This window comes from Bacillus sp. KH172YL63 (assembly GCF_011398925.1).
In the GTDB taxonomy this organism is placed as follows: Bacteria; Bacillota; Bacilli; order Bacillales; family Bacillaceae_B; genus Rossellomorea.
Genome location: NZ_AP022842.1, coordinates 3,143,499 through 3,167,051, shown reverse-complemented (window position 1 = coordinate 3,167,051; position 23,553 = coordinate 3,143,499). Strand labels below are relative to the sequence as shown.

Below are 23,553 nucleotides of genomic sequence, written 5' to 3'. Positions count from 1 at the left end.
GATGAAGAAGCATTGGAATGAAATACAGCCAATCGATCACTACACGGTAGGGACCAATGGGATGCTTCAGGAATATGACCGGAAAATCATTACATTTTTATACCAGCCTTTGATCGGATCTGTTTGCTACAGCCTCTATATGAGTTTATGGGGGGAAGTGGAAGAGAACCGCCTGTGGTCGACCGATTCCACCCACTATCATTTGATGAATGTGCTGTCTGTGAATCTGCAGGATGTATATGAGGCAAGAATGAAGCTTGAAGGCATCGGGCTTTTGAAGGTGTATGAAAAGAAGGATGGTGACGACCGGAGCTTCCTTTATGAATTGCAGCCCCCTTTGTCACCGGAGGAGTTTTTTCACGACGGCATGTTGAATGTTTATTTGTACCGTAAGATCGGACGGACCCATTATTTACGGTTGAAGAAATTCTTCACAGATGTCTCGGTTGAAAAAGGGTCGTATACGAATATCACCCGATCGTTTCAGGATGTCTTTACGTCGGAACCGATCAATTTTCTTCACCATGACGCCAACGTGGATTCACAGGCGGCATCCGGTGAACAATATATGAAATATGGCAGGAACGAAGGCCTTTCACTCGATGAAGTGGATTTCGATTTTCAGCTGCTACTTTCAGGACTGTCTGAATCAATGGTGCCAAGGCGTGCGTTCACGGCAAATGTGAAGGATACGGTGTTGAAGCTGAGTTATTTGTACGGCATCGATCCCCTGCAGATGAAAAACATCGTCTTAAGCTCCCTGGATGCCGATGATACGATCAACATAGAATTGCTGAGGAAAACAGCCCGTGACTGGTACGGATTGAAGTCCGGAGATCAATTGCCCGATTTGACGACAAGAACCGAAGTGAAGGCACCGGTGAAATCCGACAAGCCCCTTTCAAAGGAAGAGGAGCTGATCGAATACCTGGAAACGACATCACCGAAAGATGTGCTCTCAGACATTTCAAACGGCGGTTCCCCTTCGAAGGCGGATCTACAGGCTGTCGAAGAAGTGCTCATGTCACAAAAGCTTCCGATCGGGGTCATGAATGTCCTGGTGCAGTATGTATTGCTGAAGACCGATATGAAGCTCACCAAAGGATATATGGAAAAAATCGCATCCCACTGGTCAAGGAAAAAAGTGACGACTGCAAGTGAAGCAATGGACCTGGCGAAAAAGGAGCACAAGCAGTATCTCGAATGGGCCGAAGGGAAGAAGGAATCGAAATCGACCAAGCGGCGAAAACCGATCCGGACCGAAAAGCTTCCTGAATGGTTCAAGGAAGAAGACACGGCGAAAGAATCCGAATCCCCGGCAGAAGATTACGATTTTGAAGCAGAAAAGAAGAAGCTCGAAGAAGAACTCAAAAATTTTCGGAAGTAGGTGAACAGAACGGTGGAGAACATAAACAACACCCTGAAACGGTTGGCGACTTCTGGTTCGTTTCAACAAAGATATGAACAAATGAAAAAAGAGATCCTTGAAAACAATGATGTAAAGGACTTTATCCGAAAGAACGAAGGCCTGGTGACGGCAGAGATGGTCAACAACAGCCTCATGAAGCTGTATGAATACATCTCTCAAAGCAAAGAGTGCAGGTATTGTCCTTCTCTGCAGGAATGTAAAAACATGATGGAAGGCTACGACCCTCATCTCGTCATCAGGGGGGATACGATCGACATCGAGTATCACCGCTGTCCCCGCAAAGTCATACATGACGAGCGGACAAGCTCCCAGCGTCTCATCAAAAGCCTGTACGTGCCGAAAGATATCCTGCAGGCATCCTTCCAGACCCTTGAGCTCGATACTAAGAGCCGGCTGGAAGCGGTCCGCCTGGCGAAGAATTTCGTAGAAACCTATTCTGAAGGGACGAAAATGAAAGGCTTGTACTTTTACGGCAAGTTCGGAGTCGGCAAATCCTACTTATTAGGCGCGATGGCAAACGAACTGGCCGAGAAGAAGATCGCTTCCCTGATTGTGTACGTTCCCGAGTTCTTCCGGGAAATCAAGCAATCACTCGGCGACAACTCGATCAACGAGAAACTGGAAATGGTGAAAACCGCATCGATCCTCATGCTCGATGACATCGGCGCAGAAACGATGTCCAGCTGGGGAAGGGATGAAATCCTCGGCACCATCCTCCAGTACCGCATGCTCGAGAACTTGCCGACCTTCTTCACGTCCAACTTCAACTTCAACGAACTCACCCATCACCTGACATACAGTCAAAGGGGCGAAGAAGAAAAACTAAAAGCCGCCCGCATCATGGAGCGCATCAAATACCTCTCCCAACCCGTCCACATCGACGGCCGGAACCGGAGAGAATAGCGAAAAGAGAGGAAATCCCTGAGGGGGGATCCTCTCTTTTTTGGGTCCATTGGTTGGAGAAAGAAGAATGAAAAAAATGAATGGGCAGTATGAAAGCAATGGTCGTGTGTTTTATGGTTTTGGGTTCATGTTTTTAGAATAATATGCTTAATAGATTGGAGCGGAAGGGGCTCGACTCCTGCGGGATAGTGGGACAGAAAGAAAGGCGGAGGCGGCTTGTTCAGCCCCGACAAACATAAGATGAATGGGCCTAAGAAGGCGGTCTTTGCCTTCTTGGACCATTTAGCTTATGACCTCGAGGGGCTAGCCGCCGGAGCTGGACAGGTGAGACCCCGGAAGCGCAGCTGAGGAGGCTCACCGCCCACCCCGCGGAAAGCGAGCCCCTGCAGCGGAAATCACCACATGCTATTAGTAAATAGAAAGCGGAACTGCATTTCCAGGCTTCCATCCAATAAATTTCCCCCAGAAACTTCTAATTCATACAAGCCTCCCATATATATAAATCAGGGATTTGGGTTTAAGGAGGCGGGAAAGTTTGATTGAATTCATTTTTAAGCAAAAGAGCGACGCACTAAAGCTCCAACAATACCTCAATAAAGAATTCATCCAATCATGGTTTCATGAAACGCTATTTCAACATAAAGCGCATTTTCATCTGACGATCGACATTTCTCCTTTTTTTCAGGATAAAGAAAAACTATTCAAAGGCGTTTCCCGATTCGTCATTCAGGATAAATGCCTGGACTGGTGTGCGTGCATCCTTCAGGATCAGTATTACTATGAAGACGCCCATGAAATCAATCATATACTGGAAATCATTTCAGAAATGAGGATGGGGGAACGGCCGGAGCTGATGGAGCTCTTGTCTGAATGGGACGAGGACGGGTATGTCCGCACGAGCCTCGAGATGATACTGGAGGGGAAAGGGCCGATTTCATTTGATTCATTCAGCAAGTTCAGGCTGAAGGAGCTTCAGGAAAGGCTTCTCCAGATTGTCGACCTTGCCATCGATGAATACAAAATGGAGCAGGAATATCAAATGTTCATTCATATGCTGAGGGAATATCTCGCTTCGAGGGAACAGAAGATGAAGGCGATCCACCTGTATGCAACAGGGGATGGGTTCCGTTTTTTTGACGAAGACATGAAAGAAGTGACGAGGCGGGAGCTTTCGAAGGTGATTGATAAGCGGCTGCTGACGAACCACCCTCTGTACGTGGATTCATACACAATCGCTCCGTTGTTATCACTTGCGCCTGAGAAAATCTTTGTTTACGGGAATTTGGAACAGCCATTGATCAGGACGATGCAGAATATTTTTGAAGAGCGGATCGATCTGTTGCCGCAGCATTATTTTCCTGACACCCTTCTTTACCCCACTTGGGACCTGGCAAATGAATAAGAAATCAGTTTAGCGGAAGCCCTTGCTTTTCGGCACATAACCGATTATAATACCTACATAATAAGTCAATACACACAGGTTATGATGAGGACAACAATATTCCTATTCCATTCACAGAGAGGGGAGCCAAAGGCTGCAAGCTTCCTAATACGTTAGTGATATTTACCACCTCTGAACTTCAATCGTGAACCGGTTCCGGTCAGGATCCACAGTAATGATTGACGGCTAAATGTCGTTATTCGTTTTCAATGAAGTCATTGTCCATAAGCGGGCGATGAGAAGTTGGGTGGAACCACGAGATTATGTACTAACCTCGTCCCTTCAATCGTGAAGGGGCGGGGTTTTTTGTTGTGCCTGAGGCCCTCCTCATGATTGAGAGGAACGTAGGAACGATGTAGATCATATAAGGAGTGAAACACATGTCAGAAATAGTGAAAATGCAGTTCCCTGATGGGAATGTGAAAGAATTCCCTAAAGGGACAACAACTGAAGAAATTGCTGCATCAATCAGTCCGGGGCTGAAGAAGAAGGCCCTTGCAGGAAAAATCAACGGAGAATTGATCGATTTACGCACAGGTATCCAGGAAGATGGCGCGATTGAAATCGTGACGCCACCTTCAGAAGATGCACTTGAAATCCTTCGCCACAGCTCTGCCCACTTGATGGCACAGGCGATCAAACGCCTGTATCCGGAAACGAAGCTTGGCATCGGCCCGGTCATCGAAGGCGGATTCTACTACGATATCGATTCTGAGCACACGTTCACACCGGAAGATCTTCCGTTGATCGAGAAGGAAATGAAGAAGATCACAGGTGAAAATCTGGAAGTGATCCGTAAAGAAGTGAGCCGTGATGAAGCTCAGAAAATGTACGAGGAGATCGGTGACGAGTACAAGCTTGAGCTGCTTGAAGCGATCCCGGCAGGGGAACAGGTTTCCATCTATGAGCAAGGTGAGTTCTTCGATCTTTGCCGCGGTGTTCATATCCCTTCAACAAATAAGATCAAAGAATTCAAGCTGTTAAGCATCGCCGGTGCATACTGGCGCGGAAACAGCGATAATAAAATGCTTCAACGGATTTACGGTACGGCCTTCTTCAAGAAAGAAGACCTGGAAGAGCATCTTCGTCTTTTAGAAGAAGCGAAAGAGCGTGATCACCGTAAGATTGGGAAAGAATTGAACCTGTTCATGAACTCGCAAAAAGTTGGACAAGGTCTGCCAATGTGGCTTCCTAAAGGTGCGACGATCCGCCGCATCATTGAGCGTTACATCGTGGACAAAGAAGAACGTCTTGGCTATGACCACGTCTACACGCCGGTGATGGGAAGCGTTGAGCTGTACAAAACAAGCGGTCACTGGGATCACTATCAGGACAATATGTTCCCTGTCATGGAAATGGACAATGAAGACCTTGTCCTTCGCCCGATGAACTGCCCGCATCATATGATGATTTATAAAAACGGCATCCACAGCTACCGTGAGCTTCCGATCCGCATCGCCGAGCTTGGCATGATGCACCGTTACGAGCTGTCCGGTGCACTGTCCGGACTGCAGCGTGTCCGGGGAATGACGTTGAATGATGCACATATCTTCGTCCGTCCTGACCAAATCAAGGAAGAATTCAAGCGCGTCGTCCGTCTTGTGCAGGAAGTGTACAAAGACTTTGACCTGAATGACTATTCTTTCCGCCTGTCTTACCGTGATCCGGCCGATACGGAGAAATATTTCGACGACGATGACATGTGGAACCGTGCCCAAGGCATGATCAAAGAAGCGATGGACGAGCTTGATGTCGAGTACTTCGAAGCAGAAGGGGAAGCGGCATTCTACGGCCCTAAACTGGACGTTCAGGTGAAAACGGCACTTGGCAAGGAAGAAACACTGTCAACTGTACAGCTTGACTTCCTGCTACCAGAGCGCTTTGACTTAACATATGTAGGGGAAGACGGGAAGCAGCACCGTCCGGTCGTCATCCATCGCGGTGTCGTGTCTACAATGGAACGCTTCGTGGCATTCCTGATCGAAGAATACAAAGGTGCATTCCCGACATGGCTCGCTCCGACACAGGTTCAAGTGATCCCTGTATCACCGGATGTCCACTTCGACTATGCGAAAGAAGTGAAAGAGAAGCTTCAAGCAGAAGGACTCCGTGTTGAGATCGATGACCGAAATGAAAAGATCGGTTATAAGATCCGCGAATCACAAATGAGCAAAGTACCTTATATGCTTGTTGTAGGTGACAATGAAATCAAGGAAACTGCTGTAAACGTACGCAAATACGGCGAACAAAAATCAGAAACAATCTCCCTTGACGCATTCATCGCCCACATCACAAAAGAAGCGAACCGCTAAAAAAGAAGAGGGACGGACCTCCACATGCCCATTGTACTGAACAAAGAGCGTGTCTTTGAGGTCCGTCCCTCTTATATTAATTTCAAAAAAACTGTTGCACTTACCTGAGATGTCTGATATTATGAAATACGTTGTGATATTAAATGATTATTTGACAGCGGTTTTGTCATGTGATATAGTATCTAAGGTGAATTGAATACAGTTTGGTACAAGCAGAAGCTACCCGCTTCTCACCTGAATGACGCATTTATGCTGTTGGCAGGTATGTGATTGACTATTAAAGCCTATATATATGCTTAATAATCAGGTGCGGGTGTTTCGACACTCGCATCTTTTTTTGTGCGCTAAGTACAAAAAACATGTGGGTGCTCGACCAAAGCCGTGTATTCTTTTAATAAACCTTGGAGGTGGCTAATTATTAGCAAAGACATGATCTTAAACGAAACGATTCGTGCCCGTGAAGTACGTCTTATCGATCAAAACGGTGAGCAACTTGGAATCAAATCCAAGAACGAAGCTCTTGAAATTGCTGAACGTGTAAACCTTGATCTTGTTCTTGTTGCACCAGCTGCAAAACCACCTGTTGCTCGTATCATGGACTACGGTAAGTTTAAGTTTGAGCAACAGAAGAAAGAGAAAGAAGCACGTAAGAATCAGAAGATCATCAATCTTAAAGAGGTGCGTCTAAGCCCTACGATCGATGAGCATGATTTCAACACCAAGCTTCGCAACGCTCGTAAGTTCCTTGAAAAAGGAGACAAAGTTAAAGCGTCAATCCGATTTAAAGGCCGTGCGATCACGCACAAAGAAATTGGTCAACGCGTTCTGGATCGCTTCAGTGATGAATGCAAAGATGTAGCAACCGTTGAATCAAAGCCTAAAATGGATGGTCGCAGTATGTTCTTGGTGCTTGCACCAGTTAACGAAAAATAAGAGGACCCGAGGAGGAAAAGCACATGCCAAAAATGAAAACTCACCGCGGCTCAGCTAAGCGTTTCAAGAAAACAGGTTCTGGTAAACTTAAACGTTCACACGCTTACACAAGCCACTTATTCGCAAACAAATCTACTAAAGCAAAACGTAAGCTACGTAAAGCGGCTGTTGTCTCTAAAGGAGATTTCAAACGCATTCGTCATATGCTTGACAACCTAAAATAAGAAGTAATAGAAACAGGAGGGAATTATTATGCCACGCGTAAAAGGCGGAACAGTAACACGCAGACGTCGTAAAAAAGTTCTTAAGTTAGCCAAAGGTTATTTCGGTTCAAAACATACTTTATATAAAGTAGCAAATCAACAAGTCATGAAATCATACATGTATGCTTATCGTGATCGTCGCCAAAAGAAACGTGATTTCCGTAAACTATGGATCACACGTATCAATGCGGCTGCACGTATGAACGGTCTTTCTTACAGCCGTTTAATGCACGGATTAAAGCTTGCTGGTATCGAAGTAAACCGCAAAATGCTTGCTGAGCTTGCGATTGCTGACGAAAAAGCATTCAACCAATTAGCTGACGCTGCTAAAGCTCAACTAAACAAATAATTAACTGCTGACCCGTCAGCAGACAATAAGGACCGGCCCCTGGCCGGTCCTTTCTTCATATCAAAACGGAAAGAAGGTAGCATTCATGGACTCACTAACAGGCATTCTCTATCTTTATGCCATCATCATCAACTTCATCGCCTTCATCATGATGGGGCGTGACAAAAGAAAAGCAGAACGTCATCAATACAGGATCAGTGAGCGGGTGCTCTGGCAGGTCGCGATCCTCGGCGGAAGTGTCGGTGCCTATCTCGGCATGAAAGTATACAGACATAAAACAAAGCACAAACAATTCGCCCTGGGTTTCCCGCTCCTCGTCATGCTCCATTGCCTGTTCTTCATCTGGCTGAACGCTCAGCTGTAGAAAGTCAAGTTTCCATTCTTTAACCCGATCTATCTACATACTATGTAAAGAACGCACATTTACAGCTTAGTGAAGCAGAAGGAGGTCGGATAAGCCATGGACGAACGTTTGGTTGCTGCATTCGCCTTCATGGAAGCAAGCGGATACCTGGCTCCGGTCCTGTTTATCCTCTTTCATATCCTCAGGCAGTTCCTGTTCATCCCCGTCGCCCTTGTATGCATGGCGGGAGGGGTGCTGTTCGGCAGTATCCTCGGCACCCTGTATTCCCTGGTCGGTTTAACGCTCTTATCTGTCACATTTTACTTTGTCATCAAAAGCTTCACCGCCTTTTATGAGAAGCTCCTCAGACTGAAGGAAAGATGGTTCGGACGGAATGCCACCTTGACCACCGGACAAATTGCGGTGCTCAGACTGATCCCTTTCGTCCACTATCAACTGCTCAACCTGTGCCTGCTCGAACGGAAGAAGGAGCTCAAACCCTTCATCCGCGCCTCTGTCCTGTCCAACATCCCCCTGGCGTTCTTTTACACCGTCTTCGGCCAATACATCAAACAATTCTCCCCGCCCATCCTTGCCATGATCCTGCTCGGACTTATCGTGCTCTTTTACCTGTTGAGGGAGAAAGTACGGGTGATTGAGTGGCGGGAGTTTTTTCCGGGGAAGTGAATGATTTTCTTCTGATAAAATCATGCGGTAGCATAAAAATGGCTGGTTCAACCAGTCATTTTTTTGTTGCACAAAAAATTACCCCCTTCCAGACTCCTGATTAGGTGTCCTGTAAGGGGGATAACGGCGAAAATATTCATTTAACGGCGAAATTCTCGATATAACGGCGAAATTTTCATTTTAACGGCGAAATCCTGAAAATAACGGCGAAATCCCGATTTTAACGGCGAAACCAACAACCCTCACTGCCGCTCCCTCAAAAACTCATGAACCGGGCTCTTCCAGTCCAGCTTGGCGTTTGGATAGCGCTCTTTGATTTCCTGCTGCAAATATTCAAAGTCATCCTTCGTGAGCCCTTTTAAAGAAGCAATATTCTTCGTCCATACAAAGATCGATACGACCTCAAAGGATGTTTCGGTTGAGCCGAGATATTTTTCACCTTCAAACAACACACCTTTATACGTCACATGGAAATTCTTCCGTACATTATCCTGATCATCTAGAAAATAGAAACGTTTCTGTTCCTGTGCAAGTTCGAGTTTTCGCTTTGGATTCATGATGTATTTCACACTGCGGTATAAAAGATAAAGGATGAGGAAAAAAATCACTAATCGAATAAGCCAAAGCATAACCATTACCTCCGTAGGCATATTTCTTCCCCTATATTTACGATTGAAGTGAATATAGGTTTCATTTTATTTAAAATTTGTTTTGTTTTTTGTCATACTAGAGGAGAGCAACCATAGACATGCGAAGGGGAGAGAATGAATGAATATTGAAAAGCTGTTGGACATGCAGAAAAAACTTGATGAGCATATTGAAAAGGAACACGGATTGGAAGAGGAAGATTTAGTCGAGAAGAAGGTGCTTGCGCTGCTTGTGGAAATCGGGGAGCTTGCCAATGAAACCCGCAGCTTTAAGTTCTGGAGCAAGAAGGCGTCTTCAGCAGATGATGTGATTCTTGAGGAGTTTGTTGACGGCATCCACTTCATCCTGTCACTCGGGATTGAAATCGGCATCATGCAATTTGATCTCGGCGATACCAATTACACGAACGAAGACCTGTCGAAGCAATTCTTGGAAGTGTTTAAAGAAGTGAATCACTTTGCCGAAGAACGATCTGTGGAACACTTCCAGCAGTTGTTCAGGCAATACGTTTATCTCGGCGAACTCCTCGGATTCTCACATGAAGATGTGTTCGAAGCATATGTCAAGAAAAATGAAGTGAATTATAATCGCCAAAAAGAAGGATATTAATAGGTAGGAGCTTTTGAAGAAAAGCTCACATTTTAGTATAATGAAGAAGCAACAACATTTAGGGAGGCGAAATAATGACAGAATTAGATCAAACGTTGACGATGCTCAAGGATTTGACCGATGCCAAAGGGGTTCCCGGTAATGAGCGGGAAGTCCGGAACGTCATGAAAAAATACATAGAACCGTACGCAGATGAGATGCTGACCGACAATCTTGGAAGCTTGATCGCGAAGAAGGTCGGGGATGAGCAGGGACCGAAAATCATGGTTGCGGGCCATCTGGATGAAGTCGGCTTCATGGTCACCAAGGTCGACAGCAAAGGATTCCTCCGCTTTCAAACCGTCGGCGGCTGGTGGTCACAGGTTATGCTTGCCCAGCGTGTGACAATCGTGACAAGCAAAGGGGACGTCACCGGTGTGATCGGCTCCAAGCCGCCGCACATCCTATCTCCTGAAGCACGGAAAAAGGCTGTTGAGATCAAGGATATGTTCATCGACATCGGTGCATCCAGCCGTGAGGAAGTGAAGGAGTGGGGCGTGAAGCCTGGCGACATGGTCGTCCCTCACTTTGAATTCACGGTCATGAATAACGAAAAGATGCTCCTTGCCAAAGCATGGGATAACCGGATCGGCTGCGCGATTGCAATCGACGTCTTGAAGCATCTTCAAAACGAGAAGCATCCGAACGTCGTGTACGGCGTCGGCACGGTGCAGGAAGAAGTCGGCCTCCGCGGTGCAAGAACGGCAGCGGCCAAAATACAGCCTGACATCGCCTTCGCAGTAGACGTCGGCATCGCAGGGGATACGCCGGGTATTTCGGATAAAGATTCCTCAAGCAAAATGGGAGACGGCCCGCAGATCATTCTGTATGATGCATCCATGGTGTCCCACAAAGGCCTGCGGGACTTCGTCACAGATACGGCTGACGAATTGAACATCCCATACCAATTCGATGCACTTCCAGGCGGAGGCACGGATTCAGGTGCGATCCATATCACCGCAAACGGCGTGCCTGCATTATCCATCACGATCGCGACCCGCTACATCCACTCACATGCGGCGATGCTCCACCGTGATGACTACGAAAACACCGTCAAGCTGATTACAGAAGTGATCAAGAAACTAGACCGTACTGCGGTTGACGGAATTACATTTGACTAAGAGATGAAAAAAGATGCCCGTGTTGTGACGGGCATCTTTTTGTATGGGTAAGGATTTTCGACAAAGTGATCATAAAACAAGGGAAGCGGCTCATATATGTGGATCCGGGCTCATAAATCGTGAAACCTGCTCATAAATTCGAAAACCCGCTCATAAGAGTCCGAAACCGGCTCATATAACGGGAGTCCAGGTAGCAAACACTTGATTCGAGGCCCCGGAGCACGTGAATGAGCATCTTACTTGAAGGCAACTCAATAAAATACCTCTATTTCAGTAAAAAAATCAGAGAATCTTAAGCGCAAGTCTTCATTTACGAACCAAACCCCCTTCATCAGAAATCAATCTCCTCCGCCGGCCCCATATCAGCGCCGATCGTCTTTTGGATGATGCGGACCGCACTTTCGTTGTCTGCCCCTGTTTCAGAAGCCATGCCGTCCTTCGGGATCGTCAATTCGTATTCCCGCATGTAGGCATCGTTGGCCGTATAAAGGACGCAGATGTCCCCGGCGATGCCTGTCAGGATGAGGTGGTTCACATCCAGCTGATGAAGAAGAATATCAAGCTGGGTCCCGAAGAAACATGAATGCTTCGGTTTAATGATGAAGTAGTCATCGGTGTCGGGGTGGAGTGCTTCGATCACTTTCTTCCCCTTTCCTTTTTTGCATTTCTCGATGACGTCATTCATATTGTCCTGCCAGAGCCCGTAGTTGTCGTTCACATAAATGACCGGGATTCCGGCTTCCTTGGCTTTTTTCTTCAGCCTGTCTATGTTTCCAACGATTTTCAATGTGTTTTCATACAATTGATCACCGCCGTCGAAATCGAATGTGTTGATCATATCGATGATCAGCAGTGCGCTTTTTTTGTCACTCATGCATGCATGGCCCCTTCCGGAAAATATGTATTAGTTCATTACCACTGAAAGAGGCATCTTCAAACGGCCGTGAAGAAAATTTTTTTTTCAATAAACAAGGGCAACCCATAAACGGGTCACCCTCATCCTTATTGCGATTGTTGTTGCTGCAGAGATTCCTCCAACGTTTCAAGGACCATTCGCTGTTCCTCGGGATCTGCGTTTTGCCAGAAGACTTCAAGGAGAACACCAAGTCCCGGTAGGGTCTTTTCTTCTCCCCCTTGGATGGCATCGACGATGGTGTCTCTCAGTTCATCCTGGTTATTCCCAGATACGTTGTGTATGATTGCTGCTCGCAAGTTAAGGTTCATCACACATTTCTCCTTTTTGATAGGTTGAGGAATTCATTGTTATCATGTCTCAAATTGAATTTATTATGTATGAAAGTTAAGGTATAATGAGAGCTTGAATAGTAATCAAAAGGAGCGGATACGATTGAAGTATATTCAATCCTCGAAAAATCCTGTTGTGAAGCAGTGGAAGAAGCTGTTGACGAAAAAGGAACGAGATCTTACTCGTACATATATCATTGAAGGCTTTCATCTCGTGGAGGAAGCGTTAAAGCAAAGCGGCACGGTCCTTGAACTGATTGTGGTGGAAGGAGTCGATATGCCGCAAAAGTGGACCGTCGATGAGGTGCCTGTCACGATGGTTTCAGCTGAAGTGGGGAAAGTGCTGTCTGATACGGAGACGCCACAGGGGATCTTTGCGATCTGTAAGCAGAAAGAAGATGAGCATGATACGAAGGAAGCGAAAACGTTCATGCTCCTAGATGGACTACAGGATCCCGGGAATATCGGGACGATCATCCGCACGGCAGATGCAGCCGGAATTGATATGGTTGTGCTCGGAAAAGGGACGGTGGACCCTTATAACCCTAAAGTACTCCGCTCAGCGCAAGGAGCCCATTTCCATATCCCGCTTGTGAGACGTGATCTTTCAGACGTCATTGATGAAATGAAGGAGCGCAGCATTCCGGTTTACGGGACAGCCCTTGAAAACGGCATTGAGTATACCGGGGTGAAGCCAGGATCCACATATGCCCTCATCGTCGGAAATGAAGGGAACGGGATGACGAAGGAACTGTTGACTGAAACCGATCAGAACCTCTACATCCCCATCTATGGAAAAAGCGAATCGTTGAATGTGGCGATTGCCGCCGGCGTTTTGCTTTACTATTTTAAAAATGGGCAGTGAATTTCCTGAAAAGGTTTGAAATTTACCTTGAAATTCACTATAATAATGCACATATAACTTAAAAACGTTGAAAGAGGAAAGTAGCACATGCACTTCTTTAAGGGAGAGAATGTCCTGGACTGAAAGCATTCTTAAGAAACCGTGATGCGAAGATTTCACCTCTCGAGTTGGCATCGGGACCATTCAGTTCGCTGAATGTAAAGATGCACCGGCAAAGCCGTTATCCGAATGAAGTGAGTGTATCCCCCTGTGGATATACTTATAAGGGTGGTACCGCGATATAAACCTCGTCCCTTTTTGGGATGGGGTTTTTTTATTTGTCCAGACCCCTTTCGGACGATATACATTAAAGGAGGAAGAATAATGGAGGATAAATTACGATCCCTTCAACAAGAAGCAATCGAAAAGGTAAATGAAGCAGCTGATCTGAAAGAATTGAACGCGATCCGTGTTGCATACCTCGGTAAAAAAGGTCCTGTCACTGAAGCGTTGAAAGGCATGGGGAAACTGTCTGCAGAAGAACGCCCGAAAATGGGGGCACTTGCAAACGAAGTCCGTGGCGCCATCACTGAAACGATCGAAGCGAAGCAGGCTGTCCTTGAAAAAGAGGCTGTCGAGAAGAAGCTTGCGTCTGAAACAATCGACGTCACCCTGCCTGGCCGTCCGGTGAAGAAGGGGAATCATCATCCGCTGACGATGATTGTCGAAGAAATCGAAGACCTCTTCATCGGCATGGGCTACTCGGTTGCTGAAGGTCCGGAAGTCGAGAAGGATTACTATAACTTCGAAGCGCTGAACCTTCCGAAAGGACATCCGGCCCGTGACATGCAGGATTCATTCTATATCACAGAAGAAACGCTGCTGCGTACACATACTTCACCTGTACAGGCAAGAACGATGGAACTTGCAAAAGGCAACGGTCCGATCAAGATCATCTGCCCGGGTAAAGTGTATCGCCGTGATACGGATGATGCGACCCACTCCCATCAATTCACCCAGATCGAAGGACTTGTGATCGATGAAAACATCCGCATGAGCGACCTGAAAGGAACACTGAACGTGTTTGCCAAGAAAATGTTCGGTGAAGATCGTGAAATCCGCCTTCGCCCGAGCTTCTTCCCATTCACAGAGCCTTCCGTCGAGATGGATATCTCTTGTAAAATCTGTGGTGGAAAAGGCTGCCGTGTCTGTAAAGGAACCGGCTGGATCGAAATCCTTGGTGCAGGGATGGTCCACCCGAACGTACTTGAAATGGCAGGATTCGATTCTAAGAAATACACTGGATTCGCATTCGGAATGGGACCAGAGCGGATCGCCATGCTGAAATACGGAATCGATGATATCCGTCATTTCTACACAAATGATACGCGCTTTGTCACACAGTTCGGAACGAAAGAATAAACGAAGGAGGTACTAACACATGTTTGTTTCATATAAATGGTTAGAGAATTACGTAGATTTATCCGGTACAACACCAGAAGAATTAGCAGAAAAAATCACGAGAAGCGGCATCGAGGTGGAAGGTGTCGAACGAATCGGAGAAGGCATCAAAAATGTGGTCGTCGGTCATGTTTTACAATGCGAACCACACCCGGATGCAGACAAATTGAATAAATGCCTGGTGGACGTAGGTGAAGAAGAACCAGTCCAAATCATCTGCGGTGCACCAAACGTCGCCAAAGGTCAAAAAGTGGCCGTTGCAAAAGTGGGCGCTGTGCTTCCAGGTAATTTCAAAATCAAAAAAGCCAAGCTTCGCGGAGAAGCATCACACGGCATGATCTGTTCCCTTCAGGAGCTAGGGGTCGAAAGCAAGCTCGTACCGAAAGGGCACGCAGAAGGCATTTACGTGTTCGAAGAGGATGCAGAAGTAGGGAAGGACGCCGTTGCATTATTAAACCTTGATGATGCCATCCTTGAACTCGGCTTAACGCCAAACCGTTCCGATTGCCTCAGCATGCTTGGTGTGGCATATGAAGTCGCAGCAATTCTTTACCGAGACGTGGTGCTTCCACAGACGGCTGTATCTGAAGCCAGCGAAAAGGCTTCTGATTACGTATCCGTCAACGTAGAAGCGAAGGAAGATAACCCGCTATACGGTGCGAAAATCATCAAAAACGTCAAAATCGGTCCGTCCCCGCTGTGGATGCAAAACGCACTGATCTCAGCAGGGATCCGTCCGCATAACAACGTCGTGGATATCACCAACTATGTATTGTTGGAATACGGCCAGCCGCTGCACGCGTTCGACTACGACCGCCTCGGCTCAAAAGAAATCCTTGTCCGCCGTGCGAAAGATGGAGAAACCATCGTGACGCTTGATGATGCAGAAAGAACCCTTTCAAGCAGCCAGCTCGTCATCACAAACGGATCAGAACCAGTTGCCCTTGCCGGCGTCATGGGTGGAGCGAACTCAGAGGTTCAACAAGACACAACGACCGTTCTCCTTGAAGCAGCATACTTCACAGGCGCGATCGTAAGGGGTGCATCCAAAGACCACGGTCTCAGAAGCGAAGCGAGCACCCGCTACGAAAAGGGAGTCGATCCCGACCGCGTCCTGAAAGCAGGAGAAAGAGCGGCACAACTTATGGCTGAATACGCAGGCGGAGAAGTCCTTGAAGGAACTGTTTTATTCAACGAAATCGACATCCAGCCTGCCAAAGTGGACATCACCCTTGATAAAATCAATGCGTCACTCGGTACATCCATCACTGCAGAAACCGTGGAAGACATCTTCCGCCGCCTGCAATTCGATCTGGAAGTGAACGGCGATACTTTCACCGTGACAGCACCGACAAGAAGGGGAGACATCACGATCCCTGAAGACCTGCTTGAAGAAGTAGCACGTCTTTACGGATACGACAACCTTCCAATGACGCTGCCGGAAGGTGAAGCAACACCAGGTGGACTTTCCAATCACCAACTGAAACGCCGTACGGTACGCCGCTACCTGGAAGGAGCCGGTCTCCTTCAGGCAATCACGTACTCACTGACAAATGACAAAAAAGCAACCCAATACGCACTGGACGTAAAAGAACCGGTCCGCCTATTGATGCCGATGAGTGAAGAGCGAAGCAACCTTCGCCTCAGCATCATCCCGCAATTGCTGGAAGTCATCTCATATAACAAAGCACGTCAAAACGACTCACTTGCCTTCTACGAAGTGGGATCCGTATTCCTGAGCGAATCAGGCGAAGAACTTCCTAGAGAAGAAGAACACATCGCAGGCGCACTCACAGGCCTGTGGCATCTACACCCTTGGCAGGGAGAGAAAAAAGCGGCAGACTTCTACGTAGCAAAAGGAATCCTGGAAGGCTTATTCGAAGAAATCGGCGTCGCACACGCCATCTCTTACCGCCAGGCAACTGTTGAAGGCATGCACCCTGGAAGAACGGCTGAAATCCTTCTCGACGACGAAGTCATCGGCTTTGTAGGCGCCATCCACCCAGAAGCGGAAAAAGAACTGGACCTCAACGAAACATACGTTTTCGAACTGAAGGCTTCACCTATTTTCCACTATGAGAAGCCTGCACTAAGCTACACACCGATCCCGCGTCACCCATCCATCACAAGAGACATCGCCCTTGTCGTGGACACAGAAGTGAAAGCCGGACAGCTCAACACCATCATCAAAGAAGCAGGAGGCAAACTCCTGAAAGAAGTATCCGTCTTCGACCTTTACGAAGGCGAACATATGGAAGCCGGGAAAAAATCCCTTGCCTTCTCACTAAAATACTTCGACCCGGAAAAAACACTAACCGACGAAGAAGTAGTAAAAGTACACGACAAAGTACTTGCAGCAGTAAAAGAAAAAGCAGGAGCAGAGCTGAGAGGCTAAACCTGATCAAGGAGATGCCGGACACGGGGAGTGTCCGGCGTCTTTTTTTTATGGGGTGGGTCGGGTGGGATATTGTATATATTTCCCTTTTGGTGTGGTGAGGTGATGGTTTGTCAGTTGATTATATGCATCTATTTGTCAGGCAAAATAAGGGGGAGTTTTGTCAGTTGAATATCCCGTTATTTTTAACAGGCAAACCACAGGAGAAATTCAACTGACAAAAATATTCCCATTTTCAACAGTCAAAATCCTCTCAAACTTCAACTGACAAAAAAACCACCAAATTTAACAGGCAAACCAAACGAAATAATCAACTGACAAACAAAAAAACCCGCACCGGCCCAACCGATGCGGATTCTTCTCTATTTCCTAGCCAATCTCATCGCCTTCTCACTATTCGCAAAATGCCATTTCGTCATCGTCTTTAATTCCTCGACGCCTTTTCGTTTAATGATCTTGGCGGCGGCGACGTCTACATGATTGCCGGCGCCTTTCGGGATGGTGACGCCTGCTTTTTCACTCAGCTTGTCCATTTCCTTCAGGAAGGCGTAGCGGGCGATGATGGAAGCGGCGGCGACGGCGAGGTGGATGCTTTCGCCTTTTGTGCTGAAGTACACCCGGTCCCGCTGGATGTTCTTTTGGTTGGCGATGTGTTTGAAGTATGTATTTTTCTCGACGAATTGGTCGATCAGGATGCCCTCTGGTTGTTCTGGCGCCATTTTTTCCAGCAGCTTCAGGATGGCCTGGTTGTGAAGGAGTGCCTTCATCTTGCCTTGTGTCATCCCTTTTTCCTGCAGTTCGTTGTATTTCGGGTTGTGCAGGATCAGCAGTGAGTAGGGGATGGTTGCGATCAAGTCTTTGGCGATCGTGACGATCTGTGCGTCTGTCAGGTTTTTTGAATCTTTGACCCCGAGTTCCTTCATGAGGGGGATGTGCTCTTTTTTGACGTAGGCACTCACCACGGTGATGGGGCCGAAGAAATCGCCGGTGCCGACTTCATCAGATCCGATGACCGACCAGTTGGCGAAGTTTTCCGGTAATGATGTCGATCCTTTCGCAGCGGATTTGACCTTCGGCGGCTGGCTTGTTCCCCACTGACTTGCTTCTCCTTCGCCGTTTGCCCCCTGGAACAGCACCTTTCCTGATTTGTAGGCGGTGACGGTACATCCTGACGGCTTGGCTACAAACAGGGCACCCGGCGGCAGTTTGTCCACAAGCACTCCTTTGTAATGGTCTTTCATTTTATCGATTGTTGCTTTCGTTGTTTGTATGACGGTATTAGCCACGTTTCTCTCTCCTTAGACAAAGTTCTATTGTTTTATAAAAAATGTGAGCTGATATGACAAATTCCTTCCAAAATCAAAAGATTTCATGGTATGATTATGTGTAGGATTCTTAAGGATGGGGGGCTTTCAGATTGTCTGAAGAACAAAAAAATCGCACCACGGTAGACATATATGGACAACAATATACGATTGTTGGCACTGAATCAACAAGTCAGATTCGATTTGTCTGTTCTAAAGTAGATGACAAAATGAGAGAGATCAACTCCATGAATCCGTCTCTCGATACAAGCCGGCTTGCTGTGCTGACAGCGGTGAATGCCGTAAATGATTATCTCAAACTGCAAGAGAAGTTTGAAGAGCTGGAGCGGGAAATTAAACGATTAAGGGATTGAAAAAAAGATGCTGGATTTAGCTTTGTTGATTATCCTGATTATGGGATTCTTCATAGGTCTAAGACGTGGATTTATTTTGCAGGTTATCCACATATTCGGATTTATTGTTTCTTTTATTGTAGCATACATATATTATGATCAGCTTGCACCGAAGTTAACACTATGGATTCCTTATCCTGTGCTGGATGAGCAGTCTACGTTAAATATGATTTTTGAATCGACCAATCTGGACGACGCCTACTACCGGGTGATCGCGTTTGCGATGATTTTCTTCGCATCACGGATCATCTTGCAGATCATCGGATCGATGCTTGATTTTGTCGCACATCTGCCTCTGTTAAGGCAGTTGAACGTACTGGGCGGTGGGGTCCTTGGTTTTATCGAATCGTACTTAATGATATTCATTCTATTATTTATTGCTGTATTATTGCCGATCGAGTCGGTTCAGACACTCATCAATGACTCTTTCATTGCGCAGGCGATGGTGAAACATACCCCGGTTTTCTCTGATATGGTGAAGGACTGGTGGATTGAATATGTAGGCTGAAAAAGGGCTGACTATAAGTATGCAACATCTGTTCGTTAAGGACTGAAAATGTTCAACTTATATGTCAGTCTTTTTTCTTTTTATATCAAGTTTGCTACTATATAGAGGGAGTGTCAGCCATTGTGGCACGGATGTGCGCCTTCATGGCAGGACACAGGAAACTCTTCAATTATAAGATGGCGGGTGGATACGATGAATAAAAAAGATATTATCAAATTATTAGAGAACATTGCGATATATATGGAACTGAAAGGTGAGAATTCTTTTAAGATATCAGCTTACCGGAAAGCTGCGGCTGCACTTGAGAATGACGACCGGAGCCTGCAGGAGATCAGTGATTTTACAAAGATTTCCGGGATCGGGAAAGGGACGGCAGGTGTCATCGAAGAATACATAAAGGAAGGCACCTCTTCCGTTCTGGAAGAATTGAAGGAAGAGGTCCCGCAAGGTCTCATCCCGCTTCTTCAATTGCCGGGTCTCGGCGGGAAGAAAATCGCGAAATTGTATAGTGAGCTTGGGGTTGAAAGCATCAAAGACCTGGAGGAAGCGTGCAAAGCGAATAAAATCCAGGCGCTCGCAGGATTCGGGAAGAAGTCTGAGGAAAAGATCCTGGCTGCGATCGAGCAGGTCGGAAAGAGACCGGACCGCCTTCCAATCGCGTTCATGATGGGCATCGCCGCTGAAATCGAGTCCTATCTGTCTGAACTCGACAGTGTTCGCACGTTTTCCCGGGCAGGAAGCCTGAGAAGGATGAGGGAGACGATCAAGGATCTGGATTTCATCATTTCAACCGATTCACCACAGGCGGTAAAGGAAGATCTCTTGAAGCTTCCGAATATCGTTGAAACGATTGCTGCCGGAGAGACGAAGGTGTCGTTGACACTGTCTTACAATTGGGACGTAAGCATCGATTTCAGGATCGTGAAGCCTGAAGAATTCGCTACGACCCTTCATCATTTTACCGGTTCGAAGGATCATAACGTCCGCATGCGCCAGCTGGCGAAGGAGCGTGGAGAGAAGATCAGTGAATATGGTGTTGAAAATAGTGAAACAGGTGAAATCAAGACATTTGATTCTGAAGAAGATTTTTACCATCATTTCAATTTGCCTTTCATCCCGCCTGAGTTAAGGGAAGACGGGAAAGAGGTGGATGAGTTCGGCTCTGATTACCCGCTTCTTTCATTAGAGGATATTAAAGGTGATCTTCATATGCATACAACCTGGTCAGACGGGGCGTTTTCCATAGAGGAAATGGTCGAGGCGTGCCGTGCGAAAGGCTATCAATATATGGCGATCACAGACCACTCCCAATATTTGCGGGTAGCAAACGGGCTGACGCCTGAACGGTTGCTGAAACAGATCGAAGAAATCAAGGAAATCAATCAGAAATATGACGATATAGAGGTGCTTTCAGGCATAGAAATGGACATTCTTCCTGACGGTACGTTGGACTATGACGATGAAGTGCTCGAACAGGTGGATCTTGTGATTGCCTCGATCCACTCGAGCTTCTCTCAATCTCAAGATCAAATCATGGAAAGACTGACCACGGCCCTGAAAAGTGCCCACGTGGATATTATTGCCCATCCGACCGGACGGATCATCGGCCGCAGGGAAGGATACGCAGTGGATATGGACCTGCTTATTCAACTGGCGAAAGAGACCGGTACGGCGTTAGAGCTCAATGCAAACCCAAACCGACTGGATCTGTCTGCTGAAAATATCCGCAAAGCCCAGGAGCAGGGCGTGAAGCTTGTCATCAATACAGACGCTCACAGCACCGATCATCTTCCGTTTATGGAGGTCGGGATCGGGACTGCTCGCAAAGGCTGGATCAAGAAGGATACAGTCATCAACACATGGGACACGCAAGAGCTGCTGAAATTTATTAAGCGAAACTGATAAAAGGTGGAATCCAACCCGTGAATGCAAAAGTGTTAAAGACATTGGAGTTTGATAAGATAAAAGAATTATTGAAGGAATATGCTGCCTCTGCCCTTGGGCACGCCCGGGTTTCAGCCCTCATTCCTTCGGTTGAATATGAGGAAATCACCGCGCTGCACGAAGAGACCGATGAAGCGATGACGATCCTCCGTTTGAAAGGGCATGCGCCACTTGGCGGGATCTTTGACATCCGCCCCCACGTGAAGCGTGCACAAATCGGCAGTATGCTTTCACCGTCTGAATTCATACAGGTAGCAAGCACGATACGGGCAAGCAGGAAGATGACGCTGTTCGTAGACGAATTGCTTGAAGAAGAAGTGGAGATTCCCCTTCTTCAGGAGAAAATCGGTACGGTCATCCCCCTTCCACAGCTGGAGCAGGATATCCGGAAAGTCGTGGATGAGAACGGTGAAATCCTTGATACAGCAAGTGAGACACTGCGCTCGATCCGGACCCAGCTCCGTGCGAACGAAGGCCGGATCCGGGAGAAGCTCGAGCGGATGATCCGAGGCTCGAATGCCCAGAAGATGCTGTCTGACGCGATTATCACGATACGGAACGACCGCTACGTGATCCCGGTCAAGCAGGAGTACAGAGGGCAATACGGCGGGATTATCCATGATCAATCATCATCCGGTCAAACATTGTTCATCGAGCCTGAAGCGATCGTCCAGCTGAATAATCAACTCCGTGAGCTGCGCCTGAAAGAACAGACAGAAATCGAAAAGATCCTTCAGGAGCTTACTCTGAGCGTGCAGGAATCAGGAGAGGAACTGCTCTTGATCGTAAGCGTCCTGTCCGACATCGATTTTATGTTCACGAAAGCAAAGTTCGGAAGGTCCATCAAAGGCTCGAAGCCGGTCATCAACAATGAGCGGCGGATCAAGCTGAATAAAGCCCGTCATCCACTATTGCCGATCGATGAAGCAGTAGCAAATGACATCGAACTGGGGGATGAATTTTCATCGATCGTCATCACCGGTCCGAATACAGGGGGGAAGACGGTCACCCTGAAGACACTGGGATTGACGAGCCTCATGGCACAATCCGGTCTTCCGATCCCGGCACTGGACGGCTCGGAAGTGGGGATATTCCGGACGATCTACGCCGACATCGGAGACGAACAGTCCATCGAGCAAAGCTTGAGTACATTTTCATCCCATATGGTCAACATCGTCGACATCCTGAAGAAAGTGGATCACGAAAGCCTGGTGCTGTTTGATGAGCTTGGTGCAGGAACCGATCCCCAAGAAGGAGCGGCACTGGCGATTTCCATCCTGGATGAAGTGCATGCAACAGGGGCGAGGGTCGTTGCGACCACCCACTATCCTGAGCTGAAAGCGTACGGCTATAACCGTGAAGGCGTCGTGAATGCGAGCGTGGAATTCAATGTGGAAACCCTGAGTCCCACCTATAAGCTGTTGCTCGGTGTACCAGGACGAAGCAATGCCTTTGACATTTCAAAGCGGCTCGGATTAACCGACAGGGTCATTCAGCGTGCCAAGTCCCATATCGGCACCGACAGCAAAGAAGTCGAGAATATGATTGCATCACTAGAAGACAGCAGACGCCAGGGGGAACGTGAACTTGAAGAAGCCCATGAGCTGTTAAGACAGGCTGAAAAGATGCATAAAGATATGCAGAAGCAAATGATGGAGTACTATGAAAAGAAAGACTCCCTCTATGAGAAAGCCCAGCAAAAAGCGACCGAAGTCGTTGAAAAAGCGAGAGCGGAAGCCGAACAGGTGATCAAGGACCTTCGGAAGATGCAGCACGAAAAGTCTGCCCAGATCAAAGAACATGAATTAATCCAGGCAAAAAAGCAACTCGAAGAAGCGATTCCGACTTTGAAAACATCAGGGCCGAAGAAAAAGACCAGTCAAGCGACCCGGGAGCTGAAGCCGGGTGACGAAGTCAAAGTGCTCAGCTTCGATCAGAAAGGCCACCTCGTTGAACGGGTATCGGCGAAAGAATGGCAGGTACAGATGGGGATCATGAAGATGAAGGTCAAGGAATCGGACCTCGAGTTCATCCAGTCACAGCAAAAGGTCGAAACCAAGCCGCTTGCCACCGTGAAAGGAAAGGACTTCCACGTCAGCCTTGAGCTTGACCTCCGTGGTGAACGATATGACAATGCCCTTTCAAGAGTCGAAAAGTATATCGATGATGCACTGCTTGCCGGCTACCCGCAAGTGTCAATCATCCATGGTAAAGGTACTGGGGCTTTAAGGCAGGGTGTTCAGGAATACTTGAAAAACCACCGATCAGTAAAAGGCACCCGCTTCGGCGACGCCGGAGAAGGCGGAACCGGTGTGACGGTCGTTCAATTTAAATAGTTCGGTTGTACTATGGATCAACTTAA

22 protein-coding genes and 2 other annotated features are annotated in these 23,553 nt (G+C 47.2%); of the genes, 18 read left to right on the top strand and 4 right to left on the bottom strand.

The annotated features are described in order from the left end of the window. Nucleotide 1: 1 nt before the first annotated feature. From KH172YL63_RS16200 to KH172YL63_RS16160, 9 genes are all read left to right on the top strand, one after another. Nucleotides 2-1,387 carry a replication initiation and membrane attachment family protein gene (locus KH172YL63_RS16200; RefSeq protein WP_173108235.1) on the top strand — a complete coding sequence of 462 codons (1,386 nt, stop codon included), beginning with the start codon at nt 2-4 and terminating at the stop codon, nt 1,385-1,387. A gap of 12 nt (nt 1,388-1,399) precedes the next feature. Next, nucleotides 1,400-2,332 carry a primosomal protein DnaI gene (gene dnaI / locus KH172YL63_RS16195; RefSeq protein ID WP_173107075.1) on the top strand — a complete coding sequence of 311 codons (933 nt, stop codon included), beginning with the start codon at nt 1,400-1,402 and terminating at the stop codon, nt 2,330-2,332. Between the two features lie 535 nt (nt 2,333-2,867). Next, nucleotides 2,868-3,734 carry a putative sporulation protein YtxC gene (locus KH172YL63_RS16190; protein ID WP_173107074.1) on the top strand — a complete coding sequence of 289 codons (867 nt, stop codon included), beginning with the start codon at nt 2,868-2,870 and terminating at the stop codon, nt 3,732-3,734. A 419-nt stretch (nt 3,735-4,153) separates the two neighbouring features. After that, entirely contained in the window at nt 4,154-6,085 is a 1,932-nt protein-coding gene (gene thrS, locus KH172YL63_RS16185; protein WP_173107073.1) for a threonine--tRNA ligase, read from the top strand. A gap of 204 nt (nt 6,086-6,289) precedes the next feature. Continuing rightward, nucleotides 6,290-6,428: a sequence feature (ribosomal protein L20 leader region), on the top strand. A gap of 71 nt (nt 6,429-6,499) precedes the next feature. Then, on the top strand, nt 6,500-7,018 hold the full coding sequence (gene infC, locus KH172YL63_RS16180; RefSeq protein WP_173108233.1) for a translation initiation factor IF-3: 519 nt from the start codon (nt 6,500-6,502) through the stop codon (nt 7,016-7,018). 23 nt (nt 7,019-7,041) lie between these two features. Then, complete coding sequence (rpmI, locus tag KH172YL63_RS16175) at nt 7,042-7,242, top strand: 50S ribosomal protein L35 (protein ID WP_032087387.1); 201 nt, start codon at nt 7,042-7,044, stop codon at nt 7,240-7,242. 28 nt (nt 7,243-7,270) lie between these two features. Then, entirely contained in the window at nt 7,271-7,630 is a 360-nt protein-coding gene (gene rplT, locus KH172YL63_RS16170) for a 50S ribosomal protein L20 (protein WP_113969573.1), read from the top strand. Nucleotides 7,631-7,715: 85 nt separating this feature from the next. Next, the gene (locus KH172YL63_RS16165; RefSeq protein WP_173107072.1) at nt 7,716-7,994 is read left to right on the top strand and encodes a DUF1294 domain-containing protein; all 279 of its coding nucleotides are present in this window, start codon (nt 7,716-7,718) and stop codon (nt 7,992-7,994) included. A 96-nt stretch (nt 7,995-8,090) separates the two neighbouring features. Then, nucleotides 8,091-8,660 carry a TVP38/TMEM64 family protein gene (locus KH172YL63_RS16160; RefSeq protein WP_173107071.1) on the top strand — a complete coding sequence of 190 codons (570 nt, stop codon included), beginning with the start codon at nt 8,091-8,093 and terminating at the stop codon, nt 8,658-8,660. Between the two features lie 242 nt (nt 8,661-8,902). Here the strand turns inward: KH172YL63_RS16160 and KH172YL63_RS16155 are convergent, their stop codons facing one another. After that, on the bottom strand, nt 8,903-9,289 hold the full coding sequence (locus KH172YL63_RS16155) for a sigma-w pathway protein ysdB (protein ID WP_173107070.1): 387 nt from the start codon (nt 9,287-9,289) through the stop codon (nt 8,903-8,905). A gap of 139 nt (nt 9,290-9,428) precedes the next feature. On the opposite strand from KH172YL63_RS16155, the gene KH172YL63_RS16150 reads away from it, so the two are divergent. Together KH172YL63_RS16150 and KH172YL63_RS16145 are read left to right on the top strand one after the other, a co-directional pair. Then, nucleotides 9,429-9,917 carry a dUTP diphosphatase gene (locus KH172YL63_RS16150; RefSeq protein ID WP_173107069.1) on the top strand — a complete coding sequence of 163 codons (489 nt, stop codon included), beginning with the start codon at nt 9,429-9,431 and terminating at the stop codon, nt 9,915-9,917. Nucleotides 9,918-9,991: 74 nt separating this feature from the next. Continuing rightward, the gene (locus KH172YL63_RS16145; RefSeq protein WP_173107068.1) at nt 9,992-11,077 is read left to right on the top strand and encodes a M42 family metallopeptidase; all 1,086 of its coding nucleotides are present in this window, start codon (nt 9,992-9,994) and stop codon (nt 11,075-11,077) included. A 331-nt stretch (nt 11,078-11,408) separates the two neighbouring features. Here KH172YL63_RS16145 and KH172YL63_RS16140 read toward each other — a convergent pair whose 3' ends face one another. Next, the gene (locus tag KH172YL63_RS16140; protein WP_173107067.1) at nt 11,409-11,951 is read right to left on the bottom strand and encodes a cysteine hydrolase family protein; all 543 of its coding nucleotides are present in this window, start codon (nt 11,949-11,951) and stop codon (nt 11,409-11,411) included. Between the two features lie 128 nt (nt 11,952-12,079). Further along, complete coding sequence (gene sspI, locus KH172YL63_RS16135) at nt 12,080-12,301, bottom strand: small acid-soluble spore protein SspI (RefSeq protein ID WP_173107066.1); 222 nt, start codon at nt 12,299-12,301, stop codon at nt 12,080-12,082. 124 nt (nt 12,302-12,425) lie between these two features. On the opposite strand from sspI, the gene KH172YL63_RS16130 reads away from it, so the two are divergent. The 3 genes from KH172YL63_RS16130 to pheT all read left to right on the top strand — a co-directional run bounded on the left by KH172YL63_RS16130 (nt 12,426) and on the right by pheT (nt 17,022). Beyond that, nucleotides 12,426-13,187, top strand: a complete 762-nt coding sequence (locus KH172YL63_RS16130; RefSeq protein ID WP_173107065.1) for a TrmH family RNA methyltransferase — start codon at nt 12,426-12,428, stop codon at nt 13,185-13,187. Between the two features lie 58 nt (nt 13,188-13,245). Continuing rightward, nucleotides 13,246-13,485 (top strand) — a binding site (T-box leader). 65 nt (nt 13,486-13,550) lie between these two features. Further along, nucleotides 13,551-14,588, top strand: a complete 1,038-nt coding sequence (gene pheS / locus KH172YL63_RS16125; protein ID WP_173107064.1) for a phenylalanine--tRNA ligase subunit alpha — start codon at nt 13,551-13,553, stop codon at nt 14,586-14,588. Between the two features lie 19 nt (nt 14,589-14,607). Beyond that, nucleotides 14,608-17,022 carry a phenylalanine--tRNA ligase subunit beta gene (gene pheT / locus KH172YL63_RS16120; RefSeq protein WP_173107063.1) on the top strand — a complete coding sequence of 805 codons (2,415 nt, stop codon included), beginning with the start codon at nt 14,608-14,610 and terminating at the stop codon, nt 17,020-17,022. Between the two features lie 362 nt (nt 17,023-17,384). On the opposite strand, the gene rnhC is transcribed toward pheT, so the two are convergent. Beyond that, nucleotides 17,385-18,308, bottom strand: coding sequence for a ribonuclease HIII (gene rnhC, locus KH172YL63_RS16115; protein WP_173107062.1), 924 nt, complete (start codon nt 18,306-18,308; stop codon nt 17,385-17,387). Nucleotides 18,309-18,439: 131 nt separating this feature from the next. Between rnhC and zapA the strand changes: the two genes are divergently transcribed. From zapA to KH172YL63_RS16095, 4 genes are all read left to right on the top strand, one after another. Then, nucleotides 18,440-18,700 carry a cell division protein ZapA gene (gene zapA, locus KH172YL63_RS16110; RefSeq protein WP_173107061.1) on the top strand — a complete coding sequence of 87 codons (261 nt, stop codon included), beginning with the start codon at nt 18,440-18,442 and terminating at the stop codon, nt 18,698-18,700. Nucleotides 18,701-18,707: 7 nt separating this feature from the next. Then, nucleotides 18,708-19,247 carry a CvpA family protein gene (locus KH172YL63_RS16105; protein WP_173107060.1) on the top strand — a complete coding sequence of 180 codons (540 nt, stop codon included), beginning with the start codon at nt 18,708-18,710 and terminating at the stop codon, nt 19,245-19,247. 192 nt (nt 19,248-19,439) lie between these two features. Then, on the top strand, nt 19,440-21,149 hold the full coding sequence (gene polX, locus KH172YL63_RS16100; RefSeq protein WP_173107059.1) for a DNA polymerase/3'-5' exonuclease PolX: 1,710 nt from the start codon (nt 19,440-19,442) through the stop codon (nt 21,147-21,149). 20 nt (nt 21,150-21,169) lie between these two features. Next, nucleotides 21,170-23,527, top strand: a complete 2,358-nt coding sequence (locus KH172YL63_RS16095) for an endonuclease MutS2 (protein ID WP_173107058.1) — start codon at nt 21,170-21,172, stop codon at nt 23,525-23,527. Nucleotides 23,528-23,553 lie beyond the last annotated feature (26 nt).